The organism is Pararhizobium sp. A13 (assembly GCF_040126305.1).
Taxonomy (GTDB): Bacteria; Pseudomonadota; Alphaproteobacteria; order Rhizobiales; family Rhizobiaceae; genus Pararhizobium.
Genome location: NZ_CP149511.1, coordinates 242,918 through 260,723 on the forward strand (window position 1 = coordinate 242,918; position 17,806 = coordinate 260,723).

Consider the following 17,806-nt stretch of genomic DNA (forward strand, 5'->3'; position numbering starts at 1 on the left):
GCACTACGAATGTCGATCAGAATAGCGATCATTGGCGCGGGTATCATGGGCGCCGACCACGCCCGTATCGTCTCCGAGGACCTGCCGGGAGCGACCCTTCAGGTGGTGTGTGATGCTTCCCCGGTGCGCGCTCGCAAGATAGCTGAAGAATGCGGTGCGGCGGACGTCTCCGGCGATCCGGTCGGGACCATCAAGCGTGGCGATGTTGACGCGATTGTGATTGCCAGCCCCGACGAAACCCATGCGCCGCTTTCTCTCGCCGCAATCGAGGCCGGAAAGCCGGTCCTGTGCGAGAAGCCCTTGTCGCAGAGCTCGAAGGCCTGCCTGGAGGTGATCGACGCTGAAGTGTCGCGCGGCAGGCAGTTCGTCCAGCTTGGCTTCATGCGCCGCTTCGATCCCTCTTACCGGGATATGAAGGCGATGCTCGACGACGGCTCGCTCGGCAACGCCCACATGATGCACAACTTCCACCGGAACGTGGAGGCGCCGGCGAACTTCACGGGCCAGATGGCGATCACCAATTCCGCCCCCCATGAATTCGATGTCGCGCGATTTGTTCTGGGAGCCGACTACAAGGCAATTTCCGTCTTCCAGCCAGCCGGCGTCGACGCATCGAAGACCGGAGCGCCGGTGTTCATGGTTCTGGAAACCGACAAGGGCCAGCTCGTCAATATCGAGATCAACAACAACGCCGCATATGGCTACGACGTTCGTGGCGAACTCATCGGCGAGAAGGGGTCGATCCTCCTGAACGCGCCCGTCCATACGCGCCAAAACGGTCAACTGATGGCCTATGAGCGTTATGCGCCCGACTGGCGCCCGCGCTTCGCGGAAGCTTACCGGTTGCAGAACAAGGCGTTCCTGAGCTTCGTTCGAACCGGTCTATTCCCGGCGATCGCTTCCGATGCCTGGGACGGCTATTGCGCAGCCCTTGTCGCAGAAGCCGGCGTCGAGGCGCTTCAAACGCGCGAACGTGTCACCATTGCAAAGGCGGAGAAGCCGTCTCTCTACAACCGGTAAAAGGATATATTCATGAAACTCGGCTTCGTGTCCGACAGCCTCGGCGGCATGTCTTTTGAGGCGCTTCTCGACAACGCGGCGCGGCTTGGTGTCTCTGGCGTCGAGATAAACACCGGCGGCTGGTCGACCGCGCCGCATTTCGATCTCTCGATAATGAAATCCAGCGCCGATGCGCGCCGTAATTTCGCCAAAGCCTTCGAGAGCCGCGGGCTTGAGGTGATTGCGCTCAACGCCAACGGCAATCCTTTGCACCCCACGCAGCCGGAACAAGGCGAATGCCTCAAGGACACGATCCGTATTGCCGGTGAGATGGGCATCAAGACGGTCTGTGCCATGTCCGGCCTTCCGGCGGGGCGGGAGGGCGACCTGATGCCGAACTGGGTCGTCTCCTCCTGGCCGCCGGAGACGCAGGAAATCCTGCGGTATCAGTGGGAGGAGAAGCTTTTGCCGTTCTGGACGGAGGTTGCTTCGCTTACCAAAGAGTGCGGCGTCGAGCGCATTGCACTCGAACTCCACGGCAGTCAGTGCGTCTACAACGTTCCATCGCTGCTCAAGCTACGCACCGCCATCGGCCCGGTCATCGGTGCAAATCTCGATCCTTCGCATCTCTTCTGGATGGGGGCCGATCCGCTTGTTGCCGCGGAAGCTCTTGGCGCCGCCGTTTATCATGTTCACGCCAAGGACACCCTGCTCAACACGCCTGTCCAGGCGACGACGTCGTTGCTGGAAAACGGTTCGCTCCTCAATATTCAGGGACGAAGCTGGTCCTACATTACGCTTGGCTTTGGTCATGGTGAGGAATGGTGGCGGCAGTTCTGCTATCGCCTGAAGTTGGCGGGCTATGACGGCTGGCTTTCAGTCGAGCACGAGGACGTGCTGCTCAACAGCCTCGAAGGGCTGGAGAAGTCCATTGTCTTGCTCAAGGGCGTCATGCCCGTTGCCGAAAGCGATTTCAAACCACAGGCAATCTGACGGCTCTCGTTCGTCACACAACGTCATTTTACCTCCGTGTTCGTGGTATCGGTCGCGGAGATGCCGCGGCGTCTGAGCGAACACCTTTAAGAGGAAGCGTTCAATGCAACCGAATATCGATTCCCCGCCCAGGTCGCTGCTCGAGTTGAAGTGCCTGATTGCGAAGCGAGATATTGTTTTTCCGGAGCGCTTGGAATGTGTCGCCAGGCAGATTTTGAAAGAGCCCGAGCTTGTCGCGTTCGGAAGCACGGTAATGATTGCACGCAAATGCAATGTTTCAGAAACCACAGTGCTGAGGCTACCCAAGCACGTCGGGCTGCAAACATTCACAGATCTGAAGCTCCTTTTTCAAAACCACCTCCGCGATGCTACTTCGAAGGGGGCTCTTAGGCCGCTAATTTCCGACCCACGCGCCAAAGTATACAGCTAATCACTGAAGTCTCATCTCGTCCGAGGGGCCAATGCAATCGGCGCTCTGCCACAAGGCGTTAGCATACGGACAATGAACCAGCCGGGTTGCCCGCGCTCGGCGGACCACCCGGAGGAAGCTTGTTCGACACTGGTCACGGCCTGCTTCCGGCAGGCCAAACGTGGCGAACCGGGCTAGGTCCCAGCTACTGGATAACGTCGTAGCCAGCGGCGGCCATAACTCTCAGGAGTTCTTTGTGACCAATCTTGGCCATTGCCAGTGGCGGATTCTTCACGGGATCCTGTTCTGCTTCAACGACGAACCAGCCTTCGTAACCATGAGACGCCAAGCGTTTGACAATCTCCTCGAAGTCGAGGCTTCCGTCACCTGGGACTGTAAACGCACCCTTTACGACCGCATCCAGGAAGCTCTCCTTCGCCCGATCCAGCGAGTCTATCACGCTCTGCCTGACATCCTTTGTATGAACGTGAGAAATTCGCTTCTGGTGGTTATCGATCACGCGCAGAACGTCCCCGCCAGCAAATGCCATGTGCCCTGCGTCGAACAGGAGCGGAAGACCCTCGCCCGAGTGCTGCATAAGAAGATCGAGTTCTTCCTCGGTTTCTATCGGTGCCGCCATGTGATGATGATAGGCAATCGGCATGCCTTGCTCTGCGCACCATTCACCGAACGTCGTCATTTTACGGCCGTAAACCTTGATCTCGTCTTCGGACAGCTTGCGCTTGGTGGCGAGCGGCGCGTTGCGATCACCCTGGATCGTTCCGGCGGTTTCGCCGTAGACGATGCAAGGCGCATTGACGGCTTTGAAGAGTTCCATCTGCCCGGCGATACGGTCCTTTTCGGCTTCAATATCACCGTCGAGGAGAAGGCCGGAAAACCAGCCACCGCAGACACTCATCCCTTGTTGATCGAGAATTGGCCTGAGGATGGCGGCATCCATCGGGAAACGACGGCCGGTTTCCATACCTGTGAAGCCTGCCTCTCGCGCTTCGGCAAGGCAGCCTTCAAGCGAGATATCACCGCTGAGTTCCGCCAAGTCGTCGTTCCACCACGCAATAGGGGCGATACCAAGTTTTGCTTTCATTTCAAACTCCGACTCTCTTCGTCGATATTGATGGTGCCAAGGTCGAAATCGCGGGCGTCTTAGTTCGCTCGGAACCATGCCGCATTTCGGTCTACCTCCGCATGAGTTTAGTCCATACAAAATAAATATTGACAGTTCAAGATTTTCGCAAAGAATATTGCATAAATCTCACAGGCACATCGCTGGACGCAAGAAAGCTAGAGGCGCTTCAAAAGTTTTTCGGTGAGGAAATCAATTGAGTTCGCGTTCCTGCGGATTTCGCATCAGCGCATCCATGCAAAACGCCAAGTGGTGAGGTGGGAACGCTCGACGCAGGGAGCGGCTTTAGGAGGAGGCGAAGAATGAAGACCGATCTTTCCGATTTTCGGGCACAGGTTGAAGTTGCAACGCGTGCAGAGGACTATCCTTTGGCGGTCGATATCCTGTCGAAGGTTCCGATCTATGAGGGCCGAAAAGTCGGTGAAGGGCATGGTCGGGAATGGGCCCGGGTACTTGGAGAAGGACCTGGAGTCTATGTAATCCGGAACGCTTTTACGAACCTTGACGCCCTTGATGAAGCGTCTGGCGTGTTCCAGTCCATCATCGCGGAGGAGCGAGAGGGAGGAAATGCGGCGGGTGATCATTTTGCCATGGCGGGGGCCAACGATCGGGTCTGGAACAGTCTGCAGAAGCTATGCCTCCGGGCGCCGCGGGTTTATTCGCGATACATCGGCAATCCTGTCATCGAAATTGCCTGCCGCTCCTGGCTGGGTCCAGGCTACCAGATGGCAACCCAAGTGAACCAGGTTCGACCGGGCGGAAAGGCGCAGGCTGCCCATCGCGATTATCATCTCGGCTTTATGACCGCCCCGCAAATGGAGCAGTTTCCGGAACACGTTCACGCGTTTGGACCCAGGCTTGTCCTGCAGGGTGGCGTGGCTCATTGCGACATGCCAGTCGAAAGCGGAACAACAAAGTTGCTCCCCCATTCGCAGCGCTATTTGCCGGGGTACATTGCGGCGACCGAGCAGATCTTTAGGGACTATTTTGAGGAGAATTTTATTCAGCTCCCGCTCGGGAGGGGAGATGTCATCTTCTTCAGTCCTGCGCTTTTCCACGCCGCCGGCGCGAACCGGACGACGAATGTCGTGCGCTTGGTCAACCTGCTTCAGGTCGCGTCACCTTTTGCCAAGCACATGGAGAGCTTGGATAGGACGGCCATGTGCATGGCGGTTTATCCCCATTTGGCGGAACTGCCGCATGCCGAGATGAAAGCGGTGATTGCGGCGACCGCCGACAGCTACCCGTTCCCCACAAATCTGGACAATGACCCGCCCATCGGCGGTCTCGCCCCGCCTTCCCAACAGGACATCGTGATGAGGGCCGTGGAGGAGGGATGGTCCCTCGGTAGGCTTAGCGAAGCTTTGACCCATCACGAAGAACGGCGTGCCGCTCGACAGTTACGCGCGGATGCGGTGCCAGCGTTTTTCGGAACCTAGCTGCGGTGTGCGCAATTAAATGTTTTAATTAAAATAGTGTGCAATTTTTATTGCAAAATAAGTTTGACCACGCTACCCTGTATTCTGGAGTGCGGTTATGCCGCGAAAGGGAGGAAAACTCGTGCCGGGCACCATTTGAAATTCCGATAGCGTGCGATCCCCTGCGACGTGATGCCCAAGTGGCGGATCGCGCATGGTGTATTGATCGTCTCAGCGGAATTGAGGATCGATCAAGGCGCGTGTTTGATCGCCACCTGATCACGGGTTGCGTGCGGCTACAGCTGCATCGTCACCAATTCCGAACGCATACCAAATTCATCATCAAAGAACCAACGCCTGTCACCGGGTGAGGGCGGGGTTCGTGTGAAGCAAAATAAGTGTTTGGGCGGAGCATCTGCCACCCCCTCATCATACGGGCAGCGCGAACGCTGCCCGTAGATCGACCTCGAAGGAACGCCAAATGAAAAAGAAATTACGGCTTGGTCTGATCGGATCGGGTTTTATGGGTAAAACGCACGTTTTCGGTTTTGCCGCTGCACAGCGCGTTTTTGATCTTCCTTATGAGGTCGAATTGACGTGCATCGCGGACGTGACGATGGCACAAGCAGAAGCCGCGTGCACAGCTCTCGGCTTTGAGAACGCCACGGACGACTGGCGCAAGATGATTGATGATCCGTCGTTGGACGTGATCGATATCACGGCGCCGAACGCGCTCCATAAGGAAATGGCTCTGGCAGCCATCGCCGCCGGAAAACACGTCTATTGCGAGAAGCCGTTGGCGCCCTTGTCCGCGGACGCCCGCGAAATGGCAGAAGCTGCCGAACGCGCCGGCATCAAGACGCAAGTTGGTTTCAACTACCTCTGCAATCCCATTCTCAGCCTTGCCCGCGAAATGATTGACGCCGGAGAATTGGGTGAAATCCGAGGCTACCGCGGCCTGCACGCGGAAGATTACATGGCCGACGCAAATGGCCAGTTTACGTTCCGCCACGATCCGGCCGGCGGCGGCGCCCTGGCTGACATCGGCAGCCATGCCTTGGCGACTGCCGAATTCCTGCTTGGTCCGATCACGCGGGTGCTTGGTGATTGCATTACGGTTATCGGTTCGCGGCCGGACGGCAAGGGTGGCACGCGTACGGTTGAGACGGACGATGTAGCGCGGGCATTTCTGCGTTTCGAAAACGGGGCCAACGGGTCTATCGAGGGCAATTGGATTGCCACCGGCCGCAAGATGCAACACGATTTCGAAGTTTACGGCACAAAGGGCGCGCTTTCGTTTTCACAAGAGCGCTTCAACGAACTCCATTTCTTCTCGACAAGCGATGCCAAGGGTCGTCAGGGTTTTCGGCGCATTGAAGCCGGACCGGATCACTCCCCCTACGGCCGCTTCTGCGTCGCCCCAGGTCACCAGCTCGGGTTCAACGATCTGAAAGCGATTGAGGTAGCCGGTTATCTGGAAGCGATTGCGGGAGTCCGGCCCGAACCCTTCAACTTTCGAGCGGGCTTGCGAATTCAGACCCTTGTCGAAACGATCCAAAAGTCTTCGCGCAGCGAGAGGTGGCTTGCCGTGGACGGTGCGTGATGGATGAGGAAAAGCGGCTTGGCGTCGCAGGCTGTCGGAACGTCCGGGTCGATCTGACAGGGGGCAAACTGTGAGCGGTGCTTACGGCTATCACCTGTGTGCCGAAGCAGTGTGCTCGAATGGGACGGATTGGTGGCGATCGGCCTAGCAGCAGATTGTCACCGCTGCTCTTCAGGCACGCACAGAACTGCACCCCACCCGGCCAATTTCATAACAGTCCGTCCATCCGTCCCGCAGTTCTCAATAAGGTGCCGTCCCGTGAGGACGGCCACCACCAATTGCTGGGAAAACTTAAAACTAATGTGAGGAAATAAAAATGATCGTTGGCGTGCCGAAGGAAATTTTCGGTGGAGAGCATCGAGTCGCCTTGACGCCGGAGTCTGCTTTGCAATTGGCGAAACTCGGCCATTCTGTCGCTATCGAAACAGGTGCCGGTCTTAAGGCTGGCTTTAGCGATCAAGCCTACATTTCAGTGGGCGTGGATGTTTTTCCCGACAGCGACAGCCTCTACGCCAGCGCCGACGTGGTGGCGAAGGTTCGGCCTCCGGAACTCGCGGAAGCCAGCCTTCTAAGACGTGGACAGACCCTCATTTCGTTTTTCTGGCCGGCGCAAAACGCGGATCTGCTGGAACGTTGTAAAGAGCAGGGTGCGACAGTTTTGGCCATGGACATGGTGCCTCGCATCTCGAGAGCTCAGAAAATGGATGCTCTGTCATCCATGGCCAATATTGCCGGTTATCGGGCTGTCATCGAGGCCGGCGCCAACTTCGGTCGCTTTTTTACCGGACAGGTCACCGCTGCCGGCAAAGTGCCTCCGGCGAAAGTTCTCGTAGTGGGGGCGGGCGTTGCCGGCCTATCTGCCATCGGAACGTCCGTGAGTTTGGGTGCCATCGTTTACGCTTTCGATGTCAGGCCAGAAGTCGCCGAACAAATCGAATCCATGGGTGCCAACTTTGTTTTTCTTGACTTCGAGCAGGCGGAAGACGGAGCAGCAACGGGAGGCTATGCTGCGCCTTCGTCGCCGGAATTCCGGGAGAAGCAACTTGAGAAGTTCCGGGAACTGGCAGGCGACGTTGACATCGTCATCACCACCGCGCTCATTCCCGGTCGTCCTGCGCCAAAGCTTTGGCTGCAGGATATGGTCGAGATGATGAAGCCCGGTTCGGTCATCGTCGATCTTGCGGCAGAACGGGGCGGCAATTGTGACCTGACGGTTCCAGACGAGCGCATCGTGTCCGACAATGGTGTCGTGATCATCGGCTACACTGACTTTCCTAGCCGTATGGCAGCACAATCATCGGCTCTTTACGCCAACAACATTCGGCACATGCTGACGGATCTGACGCCGAGGAAGGATGGCATCCTCGTCCATGACATGGAAGACGACGTAATCCGGGGTGCGACTGTCACGCACAAGGGTGAAATCACGTTCCCGCCTCCGCCTCCGCGTGTTCGGGCCATCGCCGCCGCAAAGCCGAAGGAAAAGCAGAAGGAGCTGACACGAGAAGAAGTGCTGGCGGTCGAACTGCAAACATTCAAAGCGCAAACACGCGCGCAAGTGATACTGCTTGCCGCCGGCGCGGCCGCGATGCTTCTTGCCGGCGCCTATGCTCCGCCCAGCTTCATGGGCCATTTCATTGTGTTTGTCCTGGCCTGCTTCGTCGGCTTTCAGGTCATCTGGAAGGTGTCACATTCCCTCCATACGCCGCTCATGGCGGTGACGAACGCGGTCTCAGGCATTGTCGTCCTCGGCGCGCTTCTGCAGATCGGATCGTCCAACCCAATCGTCGTGACTCTGGCTGCAATCAGCGTTCTGATTGCCACAGTCAACATTGTCGGTGGCTTTCTGGTGACTCGCCGAATGCTCGCCATGTTCCAGAAATCGTGAGGATACACGCGTGAATATCGGAATTATCTCCGCCGCCTACATTGCGGCCGCCATTCTCTTTGTCCTTTCACTGGGGGGACTATCCGGGCAAGAAAGTGCAAAACGCGCTGTCTGGTACGGTATCACTGGTATGGCCCTTGCGGTTCTTGCCACGAGCGTCGGACCTGGCGTCGGAAACCATCTCGTTCTCCTGGCGATGCTGCTCGTCGGCGCCCTCATTGGCTGGTACGTTGCCAACCGAGTTCAGATGACCGAAATGCCACAGTTGGTGGCCGCGCTTCATTCGTTTGTGGGCCTCGCCGCCGTTTTCATCGGCTTGAATGCGAATCTCGAACTTCAGCGCGTGTTGCCGCTGGACGAGCAGTTGCGTGCGGCACTTGTCGGATTTGCCGGGGTGCTCGCCCATAAGACCACCGAGGAAGTTTCATTGCTGAAGATTGAGGTCTTCGTCGGAATCTTCATCGGCGCCGTGACCTTTACCGGATCGATAGTCGCGTTCGCAAAGCTTGCGGGCAAGGTCGACGGCAAGGCGAAGAAGCTGCCGGGCGGTCATGCGCTGAATGCCGCGGCTGCTTTGGGTTCGTTGCTGTTCGGCTGGTTCTACCTGCAGACCGGTGGTACCTTGCCGCTCATTGCGATGGTTGGTCTTGCTCTGTTTATCGGCTTTCATCTCATCATGGGCATTGGCGGCGCCGACATGCCTGTTGTCGTTTCGATGCTGAACAGTTACTCGGGCTGGGCCGCCGCCGCCATCGGCTTTACATTGGGCAACGACCTCCTGATTGTCACTGGAGCCCTGGTTGGCTCATCTGGCGCAATCCTGTCCTACATCATGTGTAAGGCGATGAACCGCTCGTTTGTCAGCGTCATTCTGGGTGGTTTTGGAACCGTGACTTCGGTCGCGGCCGAGATAGAAGGTGAACAGCAGTCTATCGACGCCGACGGCGTGGCCGCAGCCTTGAATGATGCGAATTCCATCATCTTCGTTCCCGGATATGGGATGGCGGTCGCTCAGGCACAACAGTCGGTTTCGGAGATCACCCGCAGGCTTCGTGCCAAAGGAAAAACCGTCCGTTTTGCAATCCATCCGGTCGCTGGCCGGCTCCCTGGGCACATGAACGTTCTCCTGGCCGAGGCGAAAGTTCCCTACGACATCGTTCTGGAAATGGATGAGATCAACGGCGATTTCGCCGACACTGACGTCGCAATCGTCATAGGTTCAAATGATATCGTCAATCCCGCCGCGCAGGACGATCCGAACAGTCCGATTGCCGGGATGCCTGTCCTCGAATGCTGGAAGGCCAAGCAGGTCTTCGTCTCGAAACGCGGCCAGGGCACGGGCTATTCCGGCATCGAGAATCCGCTTTTCTATCGAGAGAATACGCGCATGTTCTATGGCGATGCGAAGAAGAGCATCGACGCTCTTCTTCCTCTCCTGGACTGACCATTTTATCCGGCAGAGAGCCGATCCGGAAATCGGTTCTCGAGAGCAATGCTCGTTTTCGCTGCAATAGAATATCGATCGCGCGATTGGTGTTGGCGGGTGTGTGATGATACAAGTCACCCTACTGGCGCTCTCGCCGTCTCTTGATGACGGCAGCGTCAGCCTCAGATTCGATTGGGTGGGCGCGAACCGGTCTTTCATAGATGGCGATCGTTGTGCCTTACAGTTCGCCCGTCAGAAATTGCGCTCTGCCCTGTCCAAATGACCAATCCTCATCGGAATTGGTGATGAAACTGAACATAAGATCAGTTGGAGCGATACGGCATTCCCGCTCCAAGTCCTGCGATAGTTTTTCGTAGAATTTAATCTTTTGTTCCTCGGGCCGCGGCCTCGAGACGATCTCTATGAGAACAAACTTCTCGGTGCGATCAAATCCCAGTCCGGTATCCAAAGCGCGAAAATGCGATCCGGCGTGCTCGTTGACGATCTGGTATCGGTCACGCTCCGGAACCTTGAACGTTTCAACCATCACTTCGTGCGTTGTGTCGAGAAGCCTGTCGACCTGGTCTTGCGACCAACCAGTCTTGATATGGAACTTCAGCAGGGGCATGGGACGTCCAATCTGGCGTTCGAATTTCACCCGTAAACGATCAAAAGATCTTTTGCGTCGATTTGGTCGGACGGACGGACCAACACCTCGGCGATGACGCCATCCTTGTCGGCGTGCAGCGCCGTTTCCATCTTCATCGCCTCGATCGACAACAGCACGTCACCGGACTTGACGGTCTGGCCGGCGGAAACCGCGACCGTTGAAACCACGCCGGGCATCGGGGCGCCGAGATGGGCGGCGTTGCCAAGATCGGCCTTGCGGCGTGCAGCACTGGAGGCTGAGCGATTGCGATCCGGGACCTTGATCAGACGCGGCTGGCCATTGAGTTCGAAGAATACTTTGACCATTGCTTGCTCGTCCGGCTCACTTCGCACCTGATGCAGGATGACGAGCGAGACGCCTTTTTCGAGTTCGGGTAGCAATTCCTCACCGGCCGAAAGACCATAGAAATAGGCCGGCGTCGGCAGGACGCTGACCGGACCATAGGTATCGGCGGCGAGTGCATAGTCGGTGAAGACCTTCGGATACATCAGGTAGGAGGCGAATTCGAAGTCGCTGACCGCGCGCTCGATCTTCGTCTCGACATCCTTGCGTTCGGCGTCAAGATCCGCCTCCTTCAGGAGCGAACCGGGGCGAACCGTATAGGGCTTTTCGCCCTTCAGCGCCTTCTTCTGTAGCGCTTGCGGCCATCCGCCCGGAGGCTGGCCGAGATCGCCCTTCAGCATCGACACGACCGATTCCGGGAAGGCGATGTCCCTGTCCGGGTTCTCGACGTCGGCGACGGTCAGGTCCTGGCTCACCATCATCAGCGCCATGTCGCCGACAACCTTGGAGGACGGCGTCACCTTGATGATATCGCCGAACATCTGGTTGGCATCGGCATAGGTTTGTGCGACCTGGTGCCAGCGGGTTTCCAGTCCCAGCGAACGGGCCTGTTCCTTGAGGTTGGTGAACTGGCCGCCCGGCATTTCATGCAGATAAACTTCCGACGCGGGGCTCTTGAGATCGCTTTCGAAGGCCGCGTACTGGTGGCGTACCGCTTCCCAGTAAAAAGAGATACGGCGGATCCATTCCGGATCCAGATTCGGATCGCGCTCGGAACCGCGCAGCGCCTCGACGATCGAGCCAAGACAGGGCTGCGAGGTGTTGCCGGAGAAGGCATCCATCGCCGCATCGATGACATCGACGCCGGCATCCACCGCGGCGAGAACAGTCGCGGCGGAAATGCCGGACGTATCGTGCGTGTGGAAATGGATCGGCAGATCGGTCGCCTCGCGCAGCGCCCGGAACAGCACGCGGGCAGCCGCCGGCTTCAACAGGCCGGCCATGTCCTTGACGGCGATGATATGGGCGCCGGCCCTGTCGAGTTCGGCTGCAAGGGCCGTGTAGTATTTGAGATCGTATTTCGGGCGGGCGGAATTGAGGATGTCGCCCGTGTAGCAGATGGCTGCTTCGCAGATCTTGTTCTCTTCGGCGACCGCGTCCATCGACACGCGCATGTTTTCCACCCAATTGAGGCAGTCGAACGCGCGGAAGACGTCGATGCCGCCCTTGGCGGCCTGGCGGACGAAGTATTTCACCACATTGTCGGGATAGTTCTTGTAGCCGACGCCGTTGGCACCGCGCAGAAGCATCTGCAAGAGCAGATTGGGCGCATCCTCGCGGATTCTCGCCAGACGCTCCCACGGATCTTCCGTCAGGAAGCGCATGGAGACGTCGAAGGTGGCGCCGCCCCAGCATTCCAGCGAGAACAGGTTCGGCAGAGCACGGGCATAGGTGCCGGCGATGCGGGCGATGTCATAGGTGCGCATGCGGGTAGCAAGCAGCGACTGGTGACCGTCGCGCATGGTGGTATCGGTCAGAAGCACACGCTTTTCAGCGCGCACCCATTCGGCGAATTTCTTGGGACCTAAGGCATCGAGTCTCTGCTTCGTCCCGTCGGCGATGGCCGTGCTGCTGTGCGGAACGATCGGCTTGGGAGCATCAGTCGGTGGCTTCTGTCGCCCCTTGGCTTCTGGGTGACCGTTGACGGTGACGTCTGCGAGATAGGTCAAGAGCTTGGTAGCGCGGTCCTGGCGCTTGCCCTGCTGGAACAGTTCCGGCGTCGTATCGATGAAGCGCGTGGTATAGGTGTTGTCCTTGAACTTCTCGTGGGTGATGATCGCCTCGAGGAAGGTAAGGTTGGTCGCGACGCCGCGGATACGGAATTCGCGCAGCGCTCGGTGCATACGGGCGATCGTCTCCTGCGGGCTTGGCGACCAGGCGGTGACCTTTTCCAGCAGCGGATCGTAATAGCGGGTAATGATGGCGCCCGAATAGGACGTGCCACCGTCAAGACGAATGCCGAAGCCGGAAGCGGAGCGATAGGCGGTGATGCGGCCGTAGTCCGGGATGAAGTTTTGCTCGGGGTCTTCCGTGGTGATGCGGCACTGCAGCGCATGACCGTTGAGCTTGATGTCTTCCTGTTTCGGCACGCCCGATTCCGGTGTGCCGATGGCATAACCGTCAAGGATGTGGATCTGCGCCTTGACGATGTCGATGCCGGTGACGACTTCGGTGACCGTGTGCTCCACCTGGATGCGCGGATTGACTTCGATGAAGTAGAACTTGCCGGTATCGGCATCCATCAGATATTCAACGGTTCCTGCGCCGATGTAATTCGTCGCCTGGGCGATTTTCAGGGAGTAGGCGGCCAACTCACGGCGCTGCTCCCAGTTCAGGTAGGGGGCTGGCGCGCGCTCGACAACCTTCTGGTTGCGGCGCTGGACCGAACAATCGCGCTCGAACAGATGCACCACGTTACCATGCGTATCGCCGAGCACCTGGCTTTCGACGTGGCGGGCACGCTCGACCAGCTTTTCCAGATAGACCTCGTCCTTGCCGAAGGCGGCCATCGCTTCGCGCTTGGCTTCCGTCACCTCGCGCGACAAATCCTTCGGATCACGGATGGCACGCATGCCGCGGCCGCCGCCGCCCCAGGAGGCCTTGAGCATAATGGGATAGCCGATCTCCTCGGCCATCTTCGCCACCACGGCCATGTCGTCCGGCAGCGGCTCGGTGGCCGGCACCACCGGAACTCCGACCGAGATAGCCAGATTGCGGGCGGCTACTTTGTTGCCCAACTGGCGCATCGTGTCGGCTTTAGGACCGATGAACATAATGCCCGCCTGGTTGCAGGCATCGACGAATTCGGGGCTCTCCGACAGCAGGCCGTATCCTGGATGAATTGCGTCGGCCCCGGAGAGTTTTGCAACCCGGATCACTTCTTCGATCGACAAATAACTTTCTATTGGTCCCAAGTCGCGAGACAAATGCGGCCCGCGGCCAACCTGGTAGCTTTCATCAGCTTTAAAGCGGTGGAGCGCGAGTTTGTCTTCCTCTGCCCAAATCGCGACTGTTTTTATGCCCAGTTCGTTGGCCGCGCGAAAAACGCGGATGGCAATTTCCGAGCGGTTGGCGACGAGGATCTTAGAGATGGGCACGATTGCCTCCTATGCTTTAACTTCCGTAAACTTCAGGTTTGGGCGCCGGTAGTTCGTCGTTCAGTGCCTGCCAAGTTTTCGATCTCGCTGACATGGCTGCAGCCTCGATCACTTGCTCGATTTGCCAAGCCAGGCGAAAATCCGAAAACGAGGCGTTTCGGGTGACAGCATTCAAATATTCGACCGCCGCGATTGCGATGGTATCCAGCCGGCCATCCGATTGGTGGAACTGCCCTGTAAAGAGGCCTGAAGGATAGTGTCGCGCATTGGCGTCGATTGGCGCGCCTGTCCCGATGATTTGATCATCGCTGATGTAGACGTGCTTCAACGTGCTGATCGCTCCGAGGTTGAGCTCAAGCGATTCCTTCGCTCCGTCTATGCGCATAAATGCGCGTGTTTGCCGCCCTGCCACCACAGAGCTGACTTTCACAAAGCCACTAAAACCGCGCGTAAAGCGCAGCGTTAGAGAAGAAACACGTTCTGCACGATTCTCAGCAAGTGCGGCGTGTCCAGTCGCATTCTCATCTGGCCGCTCCAAAGGGTCGCGATTAACATTCGCTGCGATGATGGGGCCGAGCAGATATCGTGCCACCGCTATCATGCTTCGCATCGCCTGGTTCTGCAGGGAATCGCAGGTCAATGACCTGTGGTCGCTTTCAATGCTGCCGCGAAATTTTTTAACAGGACCCAAGTCCCCGGATCGGATTATCTCATTCGCCGCCTGAATGAGGGGATGGTGCAGGTTCTCGTAACCAACCACGGTGACGACGGATGCGATCGCCGCCGCTTCCATCAACGTTCTGGCTTCATCAGTTGTTGAAACCGGCGCCTGTGAGCAAACGACATGCTTGCCTGCCTTCACCGCGGCCAGAGCGATTTTGCTTGTATCATCGCGATCACCAATCGATATCAATTGAATGTCGGGATCTTCGACGACCCACTGCCATTCGGTTCGCCAGCGCTCAAAATTCAACTCGGCTGCCGCCCGCGACGCGGCGTGGTGGTTTTCATCGGCAATCGTCTTCAAAGCAACGAGCGGCGCATGTGGTGAAGTTCTGATCGCCGATTTGTAAGCCGTTGCGAACGCAATGCCTAGGGAGCCAGCTCCGATGATACCAATTCCGATTTCCCGCATCCGACTGTCCCAGATTTTCAGAGGTTCTGCGAGATCACATCCACCGAGTTTTTTGAGGATACAAAATGGGCAAGCCGCGCGGCTTGCTGAGACGGCTCGGGGCAATCGCATCCAGCGAATACATATCTTGGAGCAATTTAACTTGCAATAGATAAAAAGCTGCAATAATAATTTCGCAAGAGGATTCAAGACTGTTTATCTCGCTCCCAAGGCGAAGCCTGGCAGCACTCCAGCCTTTGGCTGGAGTGCTGCCAACCCATAGGCACGCGCTGGTCACGGAAGGCTGCGACCCACGTGCGCCTCACAGCGGATCGCGTTGCTTTAATACTTGACTGGCAATAAAAATTGCTCAATGCTCAGAACAGAAACAAAGATTGCATGTCAGTGCGTTGTCATACGCGTCTGACGAGGAGGAGACATGTACGCATCCTACGGCCTGTTCATTGATGGCATCTGGTCCGGTGCGCCGCAAGGCGCCAGCACTGAGATCACCGATCCCGGCAATGGCGAAATTCTCGGGATTGTCCCGGTAGCCAGCGTAGACGATACGCAGGCTGCGATTGCATCCGCCCATCGTGGTTTACGGATATGGCGCGAGACGCCTGCCTGGACGCGTGCGGACCTTCTCCACAAGGTGGCCGACGTCATGGTGCGCCGGGCAGCGGAAGGCGCGCTGCGAATGACCCTCGAAACCGGCAAGCCCTTGGCTCAAGCCGGACGCGAGTGGACACTGGCGACTGACCAATTCCGTTGGTATGCCGAGGAAGCTCGTCGTATCTACGGCCGGATCGTGGAAAGCCGTGTGCCGGGTGGTCGGCTGGAAATCACGCACGAGCCGGTCGGCGTCGTCGCTGCCTTTACGGCCTGGAATTTCCCCGCAGCGCTGATCGCCCGCAAGGTCGCTCCGGCCCTGGCTGCCGGATGTTCCGTGATCGTGCGGCCGTCCGTAGAGGTGCCAGGCGTGGCGATGATCCTGTTTGACTGCCTTCGGGAAGCGGGCATTCCGGCGGGCGTCGCAAACCTGCTTATTGGGCCAACGGCCAATACATACAAACCGATCATGGCATCGTCTGTCGTCAGAAAGGTCTCCTTGACCGGGTCGACCCAGGTCGGCCAGCAGATGATCCGCGATAGCGCCGAAACCGTCAAACGGGTCAGCATGGAACTGGGCGGCAATGCCCCCATGATCGTTTTCGACGACGCGGACATCGAAAAGACACTGGATCTGGCGGTGCCCACAAAATACGCAAACAGCGGCCAGGTCTGCGTCACTCCGGACAGGTTCTATGTCCACGAGTCGGTGCATGACCGCTTCGCCGAAGGCTTCGCGGCGCGCGCGCGCGCCCTGCGCTTGGGGCACGGGACAGAAGAAACGACCCAGATGGGCCCGCTGATCAATCAACGCCGGCTCAATGCCATTGAAGAGGTTGTCGCGGATGCCCGCGATCGCGGGGGAAACATTCAGGCCGGCGGCCGACGGCCGGCAGATATCAATGCTGGGTTCTTCTTCGAGCCGACCGTGATCACCGGATTGCCGGATGATGCAAAGGCCCTTGCGGAAGAGAATTTCGGACCGATCGCAGCCATCACATCGTTCTCGACCGTCGACGAAGTATTCGAGCGGGCAAACGTCTCGGAGATGGGCCTGTCAGCCTATGTCTTCACGCGTGATGCGGGACGGGCGCGCGATGCGGCGGCGCGCCTGGAGGCGGGGATGGTGGGTGTCAACAGCTTTGCGCTCGCGGCAGCGGAAGCGCCGTTCGGCGGCATTAAAGCCAGCGGAATGGGCCGCGAAGGCGGTACCGAAGGCATCCTTGACTATTCAAACGTCAAGCTCGCCCAGATGTTGATTTGAGGAATTTGCAATGATCAAGAACGGTGTAAAGAGCCGCTGGGCGGAGGGAAAGCCGGTGCTTAACGGCTGGCTTTCGATTGCCAATTCATTCAGTGCGGAAATCATGGCAGCACAGGGCTACGATGCCATAACCATTGACATGCAGCATGGTATCGTTGGCTACGATGGTGCCATCCCGATGTTGCAAGCGATGCGGGCAAGCGGCGTGACCCCTATGGTGCGTGTTCCCTGGCTCGATCCAGCAGATATCATGAAGGCATTGGATGCCGGCGCCTATGGTGTGATCTGCCCAATGATCAACACCCGCGCGGAGGCAGAGGAGCTCGTATCCTACGTTCGCTATCCGCCGACAGGAGTGCGCAGTTTCGGACCGAGCCGAGCCCTGTTCTCTACAGGCACAGGGTATGCCAACGAGGCAGACGACGAGATCATATGCCTTGCAATGATCGAGACGGCGCAGGCCTTCCAGAATTTGGAGGATATCCTCGCGACTCCCGGATTGGACGGCGTCTACATCGGCCCGGCCGACCTCACGCTCGGCCTGCAGGGCCGGAAAAATGCGCCGGGCTTCGATCGCAAGGAGCCCGAGATGATTGACGCCATTCAGAAGATACTTCGATCAGCGCATGCAGCTGGCAAGAGAGCCGCCCTTCACAACGGCACGGCGGAATATGCGGCGCAAGCGGTCGGCTGGGGTTTCGATCTGGTCACGGTCTCCAACGATGTTCGTCTTCTGGCGGGAGCGGCAGAGGCCAGCGTGAAGAAGTTCCGGGAACTCATCGAAGGAACTGCGCCGGAAAATGCAGTCGACAGGGGAGGATACTGA

The 17,806-nt window shown here is 58.0% G+C and carries 13 protein-coding genes; 9 read left to right on the forward strand and 4 right to left on the reverse strand.

Going from position 1 to position 17,806, the window contains the following annotated elements; translation table 11 throughout:
* Window positions 1–9 precede the first annotated feature (9 nt).
* From WI754_RS22705 to WI754_RS22715, 3 genes are all read left to right on the forward strand, one after another.
* Complete coding sequence (locus WI754_RS22705; protein WP_341487558.1) at window positions 10–1,020, forward strand: Gfo/Idh/MocA family oxidoreductase; 1,011 nt, start codon at window positions 10–12, stop codon at window positions 1,018–1,020.
* Window positions 1,021–1,032: 12 nt separating this feature from the next.
* Complete coding sequence (locus WI754_RS22710; RefSeq protein WP_341487559.1) at window positions 1,033–1,992, forward strand: sugar phosphate isomerase/epimerase; 960 nt, start codon at window positions 1,033–1,035, stop codon at window positions 1,990–1,992.
* Between the two features lie 253 nt (window positions 1,993–2,245).
* On the forward strand, window positions 2,246–2,422 hold the full coding sequence (locus WI754_RS22715) for a hypothetical protein (RefSeq protein WP_341488053.1): 177 nt from the start codon (window positions 2,246–2,248) through the stop codon (window positions 2,420–2,422).
* Window positions 2,423–2,606: 184 nt separating this feature from the next.
* Here the strand turns inward: WI754_RS22715 and iolE are convergent, their stop codons facing one another.
* Window positions 2,607–3,506 carry a myo-inosose-2 dehydratase gene (iolE, locus tag WI754_RS22720; protein WP_341487560.1) on the reverse strand — a complete coding sequence of 300 codons (900 nt, stop codon included), beginning with the start codon at window positions 3,504–3,506 and terminating at the stop codon, window positions 2,607–2,609.
* A 341-nt stretch (window positions 3,507–3,847) separates the two neighbouring features.
* Here iolE and WI754_RS22725 point away from each other — a divergent pair, with 341 nt between their 5' ends.
* The 4 genes from WI754_RS22725 to WI754_RS22740 all read left to right on the forward strand — a co-directional run bounded on the left by WI754_RS22725 (window position 3,848) and on the right by WI754_RS22740 (window position 9,898).
* On the forward strand, window positions 3,848–4,984 hold the full coding sequence (locus WI754_RS22725) for a phytanoyl-CoA dioxygenase family protein (RefSeq protein ID WP_341487561.1): 1,137 nt from the start codon (window positions 3,848–3,850) through the stop codon (window positions 4,982–4,984).
* A 460-nt stretch (window positions 4,985–5,444) separates the two neighbouring features.
* Window positions 5,445–6,566, forward strand: a complete 1,122-nt coding sequence (locus tag WI754_RS22730; protein WP_341487562.1) for a Gfo/Idh/MocA family oxidoreductase — start codon at window positions 5,445–5,447, stop codon at window positions 6,564–6,566.
* A gap of 316 nt (window positions 6,567–6,882) precedes the next feature.
* The gene (locus tag WI754_RS22735; RefSeq protein ID WP_341487563.1) at window positions 6,883–8,454 is read left to right on the forward strand and encodes a Re/Si-specific NAD(P)(+) transhydrogenase subunit alpha; all 1,572 of its coding nucleotides are present in this window, start codon (window positions 6,883–6,885) and stop codon (window positions 8,452–8,454) included.
* 10 nt (window positions 8,455–8,464) lie between these two features.
* Window positions 8,465–9,898: an NAD(P)(+) transhydrogenase (Re/Si-specific) subunit beta gene (locus tag WI754_RS22740; RefSeq protein ID WP_341487564.1), complete on the forward strand. Its 1,434-nt coding sequence runs from the start codon at window positions 8,465–8,467 to the stop codon at window positions 9,896–9,898.
* A gap of 220 nt (window positions 9,899–10,118) precedes the next feature.
* On the opposite strand, the gene WI754_RS22745 is transcribed toward WI754_RS22740, so the two are convergent.
* Genes WI754_RS22745 through WI754_RS22755 form a run of 3 tightly spaced genes read right to left on the reverse strand, consistent with a single transcriptional unit; the run spans window position 10,119 to window position 15,125 of the window.
* Window positions 10,119–10,508, reverse strand: coding sequence for a tautomerase family protein (locus WI754_RS22745; RefSeq protein ID WP_341487565.1), 390 nt, complete (start codon window positions 10,506–10,508; stop codon window positions 10,119–10,121).
* Window positions 10,509–10,534: 26 nt separating this feature from the next.
* Complete coding sequence (gene pyc, locus WI754_RS22750) at window positions 10,535–13,990, reverse strand: pyruvate carboxylase (RefSeq protein ID WP_341487566.1); 3,456 nt, start codon at window positions 13,988–13,990, stop codon at window positions 10,535–10,537.
* A gap of 16 nt (window positions 13,991–14,006) precedes the next feature.
* Window positions 14,007–15,125, reverse strand: coding sequence for a Gfo/Idh/MocA family oxidoreductase (locus WI754_RS22755; protein ID WP_349438044.1), 1,119 nt, complete (start codon window positions 15,123–15,125; stop codon window positions 14,007–14,009).
* Between the two features lie 418 nt (window positions 15,126–15,543).
* Between WI754_RS22755 and WI754_RS22760 the strand changes: the two genes are divergently transcribed.
* Together WI754_RS22760 and WI754_RS22765 are read left to right on the forward strand one after the other, a co-directional pair.
* Window positions 15,544–16,980: an NAD-dependent succinate-semialdehyde dehydrogenase gene (locus WI754_RS22760; protein WP_341487568.1), complete on the forward strand. Its 1,437-nt coding sequence runs from the start codon at window positions 15,544–15,546 to the stop codon at window positions 16,978–16,980.
* A gap of 10 nt (window positions 16,981–16,990) precedes the next feature.
* Window positions 16,991–17,806 (forward strand): aldolase/citrate lyase family protein, encoded by an 816-nt coding sequence (locus WI754_RS22765; protein ID WP_341487569.1) that lies wholly within the window; start codon window positions 16,991–16,993, stop codon window positions 17,804–17,806.

What these genes read in the sequence shown, in the direction of transcription:
- WI754_RS22725 (WP_341487561.1), top strand. Translation starts at nt 3,848, where the DNA reads ATGAAGACCGATCTTTCCGATTTTCGGGCACAGGTTGAAGTTGCAACG.
- WI754_RS22710 (WP_341487559.1), top strand. Translation starts at nt 1,033, where the DNA reads ATGAAACTCGGCTTCGTGTCCGACAGCCTCGGCGGCATGTCTTTTGAG.
- WI754_RS22760 (WP_341487568.1), top strand. Translation starts at nt 15,544, where the DNA reads ATGTACGCATCCTACGGCCTGTTCATTGATGGCATCTGGTCCGGTGCG.
- WI754_RS22715 (WP_341488053.1), top strand. Translation starts at nt 2,246, where the DNA reads ATGATTGCACGCAAATGCAATGTTTCAGAAACCACAGTGCTGAGGCTA.
- WI754_RS22730 (WP_341487562.1), top strand. Translation starts at nt 5,445, where the DNA reads ATGAAAAAGAAATTACGGCTTGGTCTGATCGGATCGGGTTTTATGGGT.
- WI754_RS22745 (WP_341487565.1), bottom strand. Translation starts at nt 10,508, where the DNA reads ATGCCCCTGCTGAAGTTCCATATCAAGACTGGTTGGTCGCAAGACCAG.
- WI754_RS22755 (WP_349438044.1), bottom strand. Translation starts at nt 15,125, where the DNA reads ATGCGGGAAATCGGAATTGGTATCATCGGAGCTGGCTCCCTAGGCATT.
- WI754_RS22765 (WP_341487569.1), top strand. Translation starts at nt 16,991, where the DNA reads ATGATCAAGAACGGTGTAAAGAGCCGCTGGGCGGAGGGAAAGCCGGTG.
- WI754_RS22735 (WP_341487563.1), top strand. Translation starts at nt 6,883, where the DNA reads ATGATCGTTGGCGTGCCGAAGGAAATTTTCGGTGGAGAGCATCGAGTC.
- WI754_RS22705 (WP_341487558.1), top strand. Translation starts at nt 10, where the DNA reads ATGTCGATCAGAATAGCGATCATTGGCGCGGGTATCATGGGCGCCGAC.
- iolE (WP_341487560.1), bottom strand. Translation starts at nt 3,506, where the DNA reads ATGAAAGCAAAACTTGGTATCGCCCCTATTGCGTGGTGGAACGACGAC.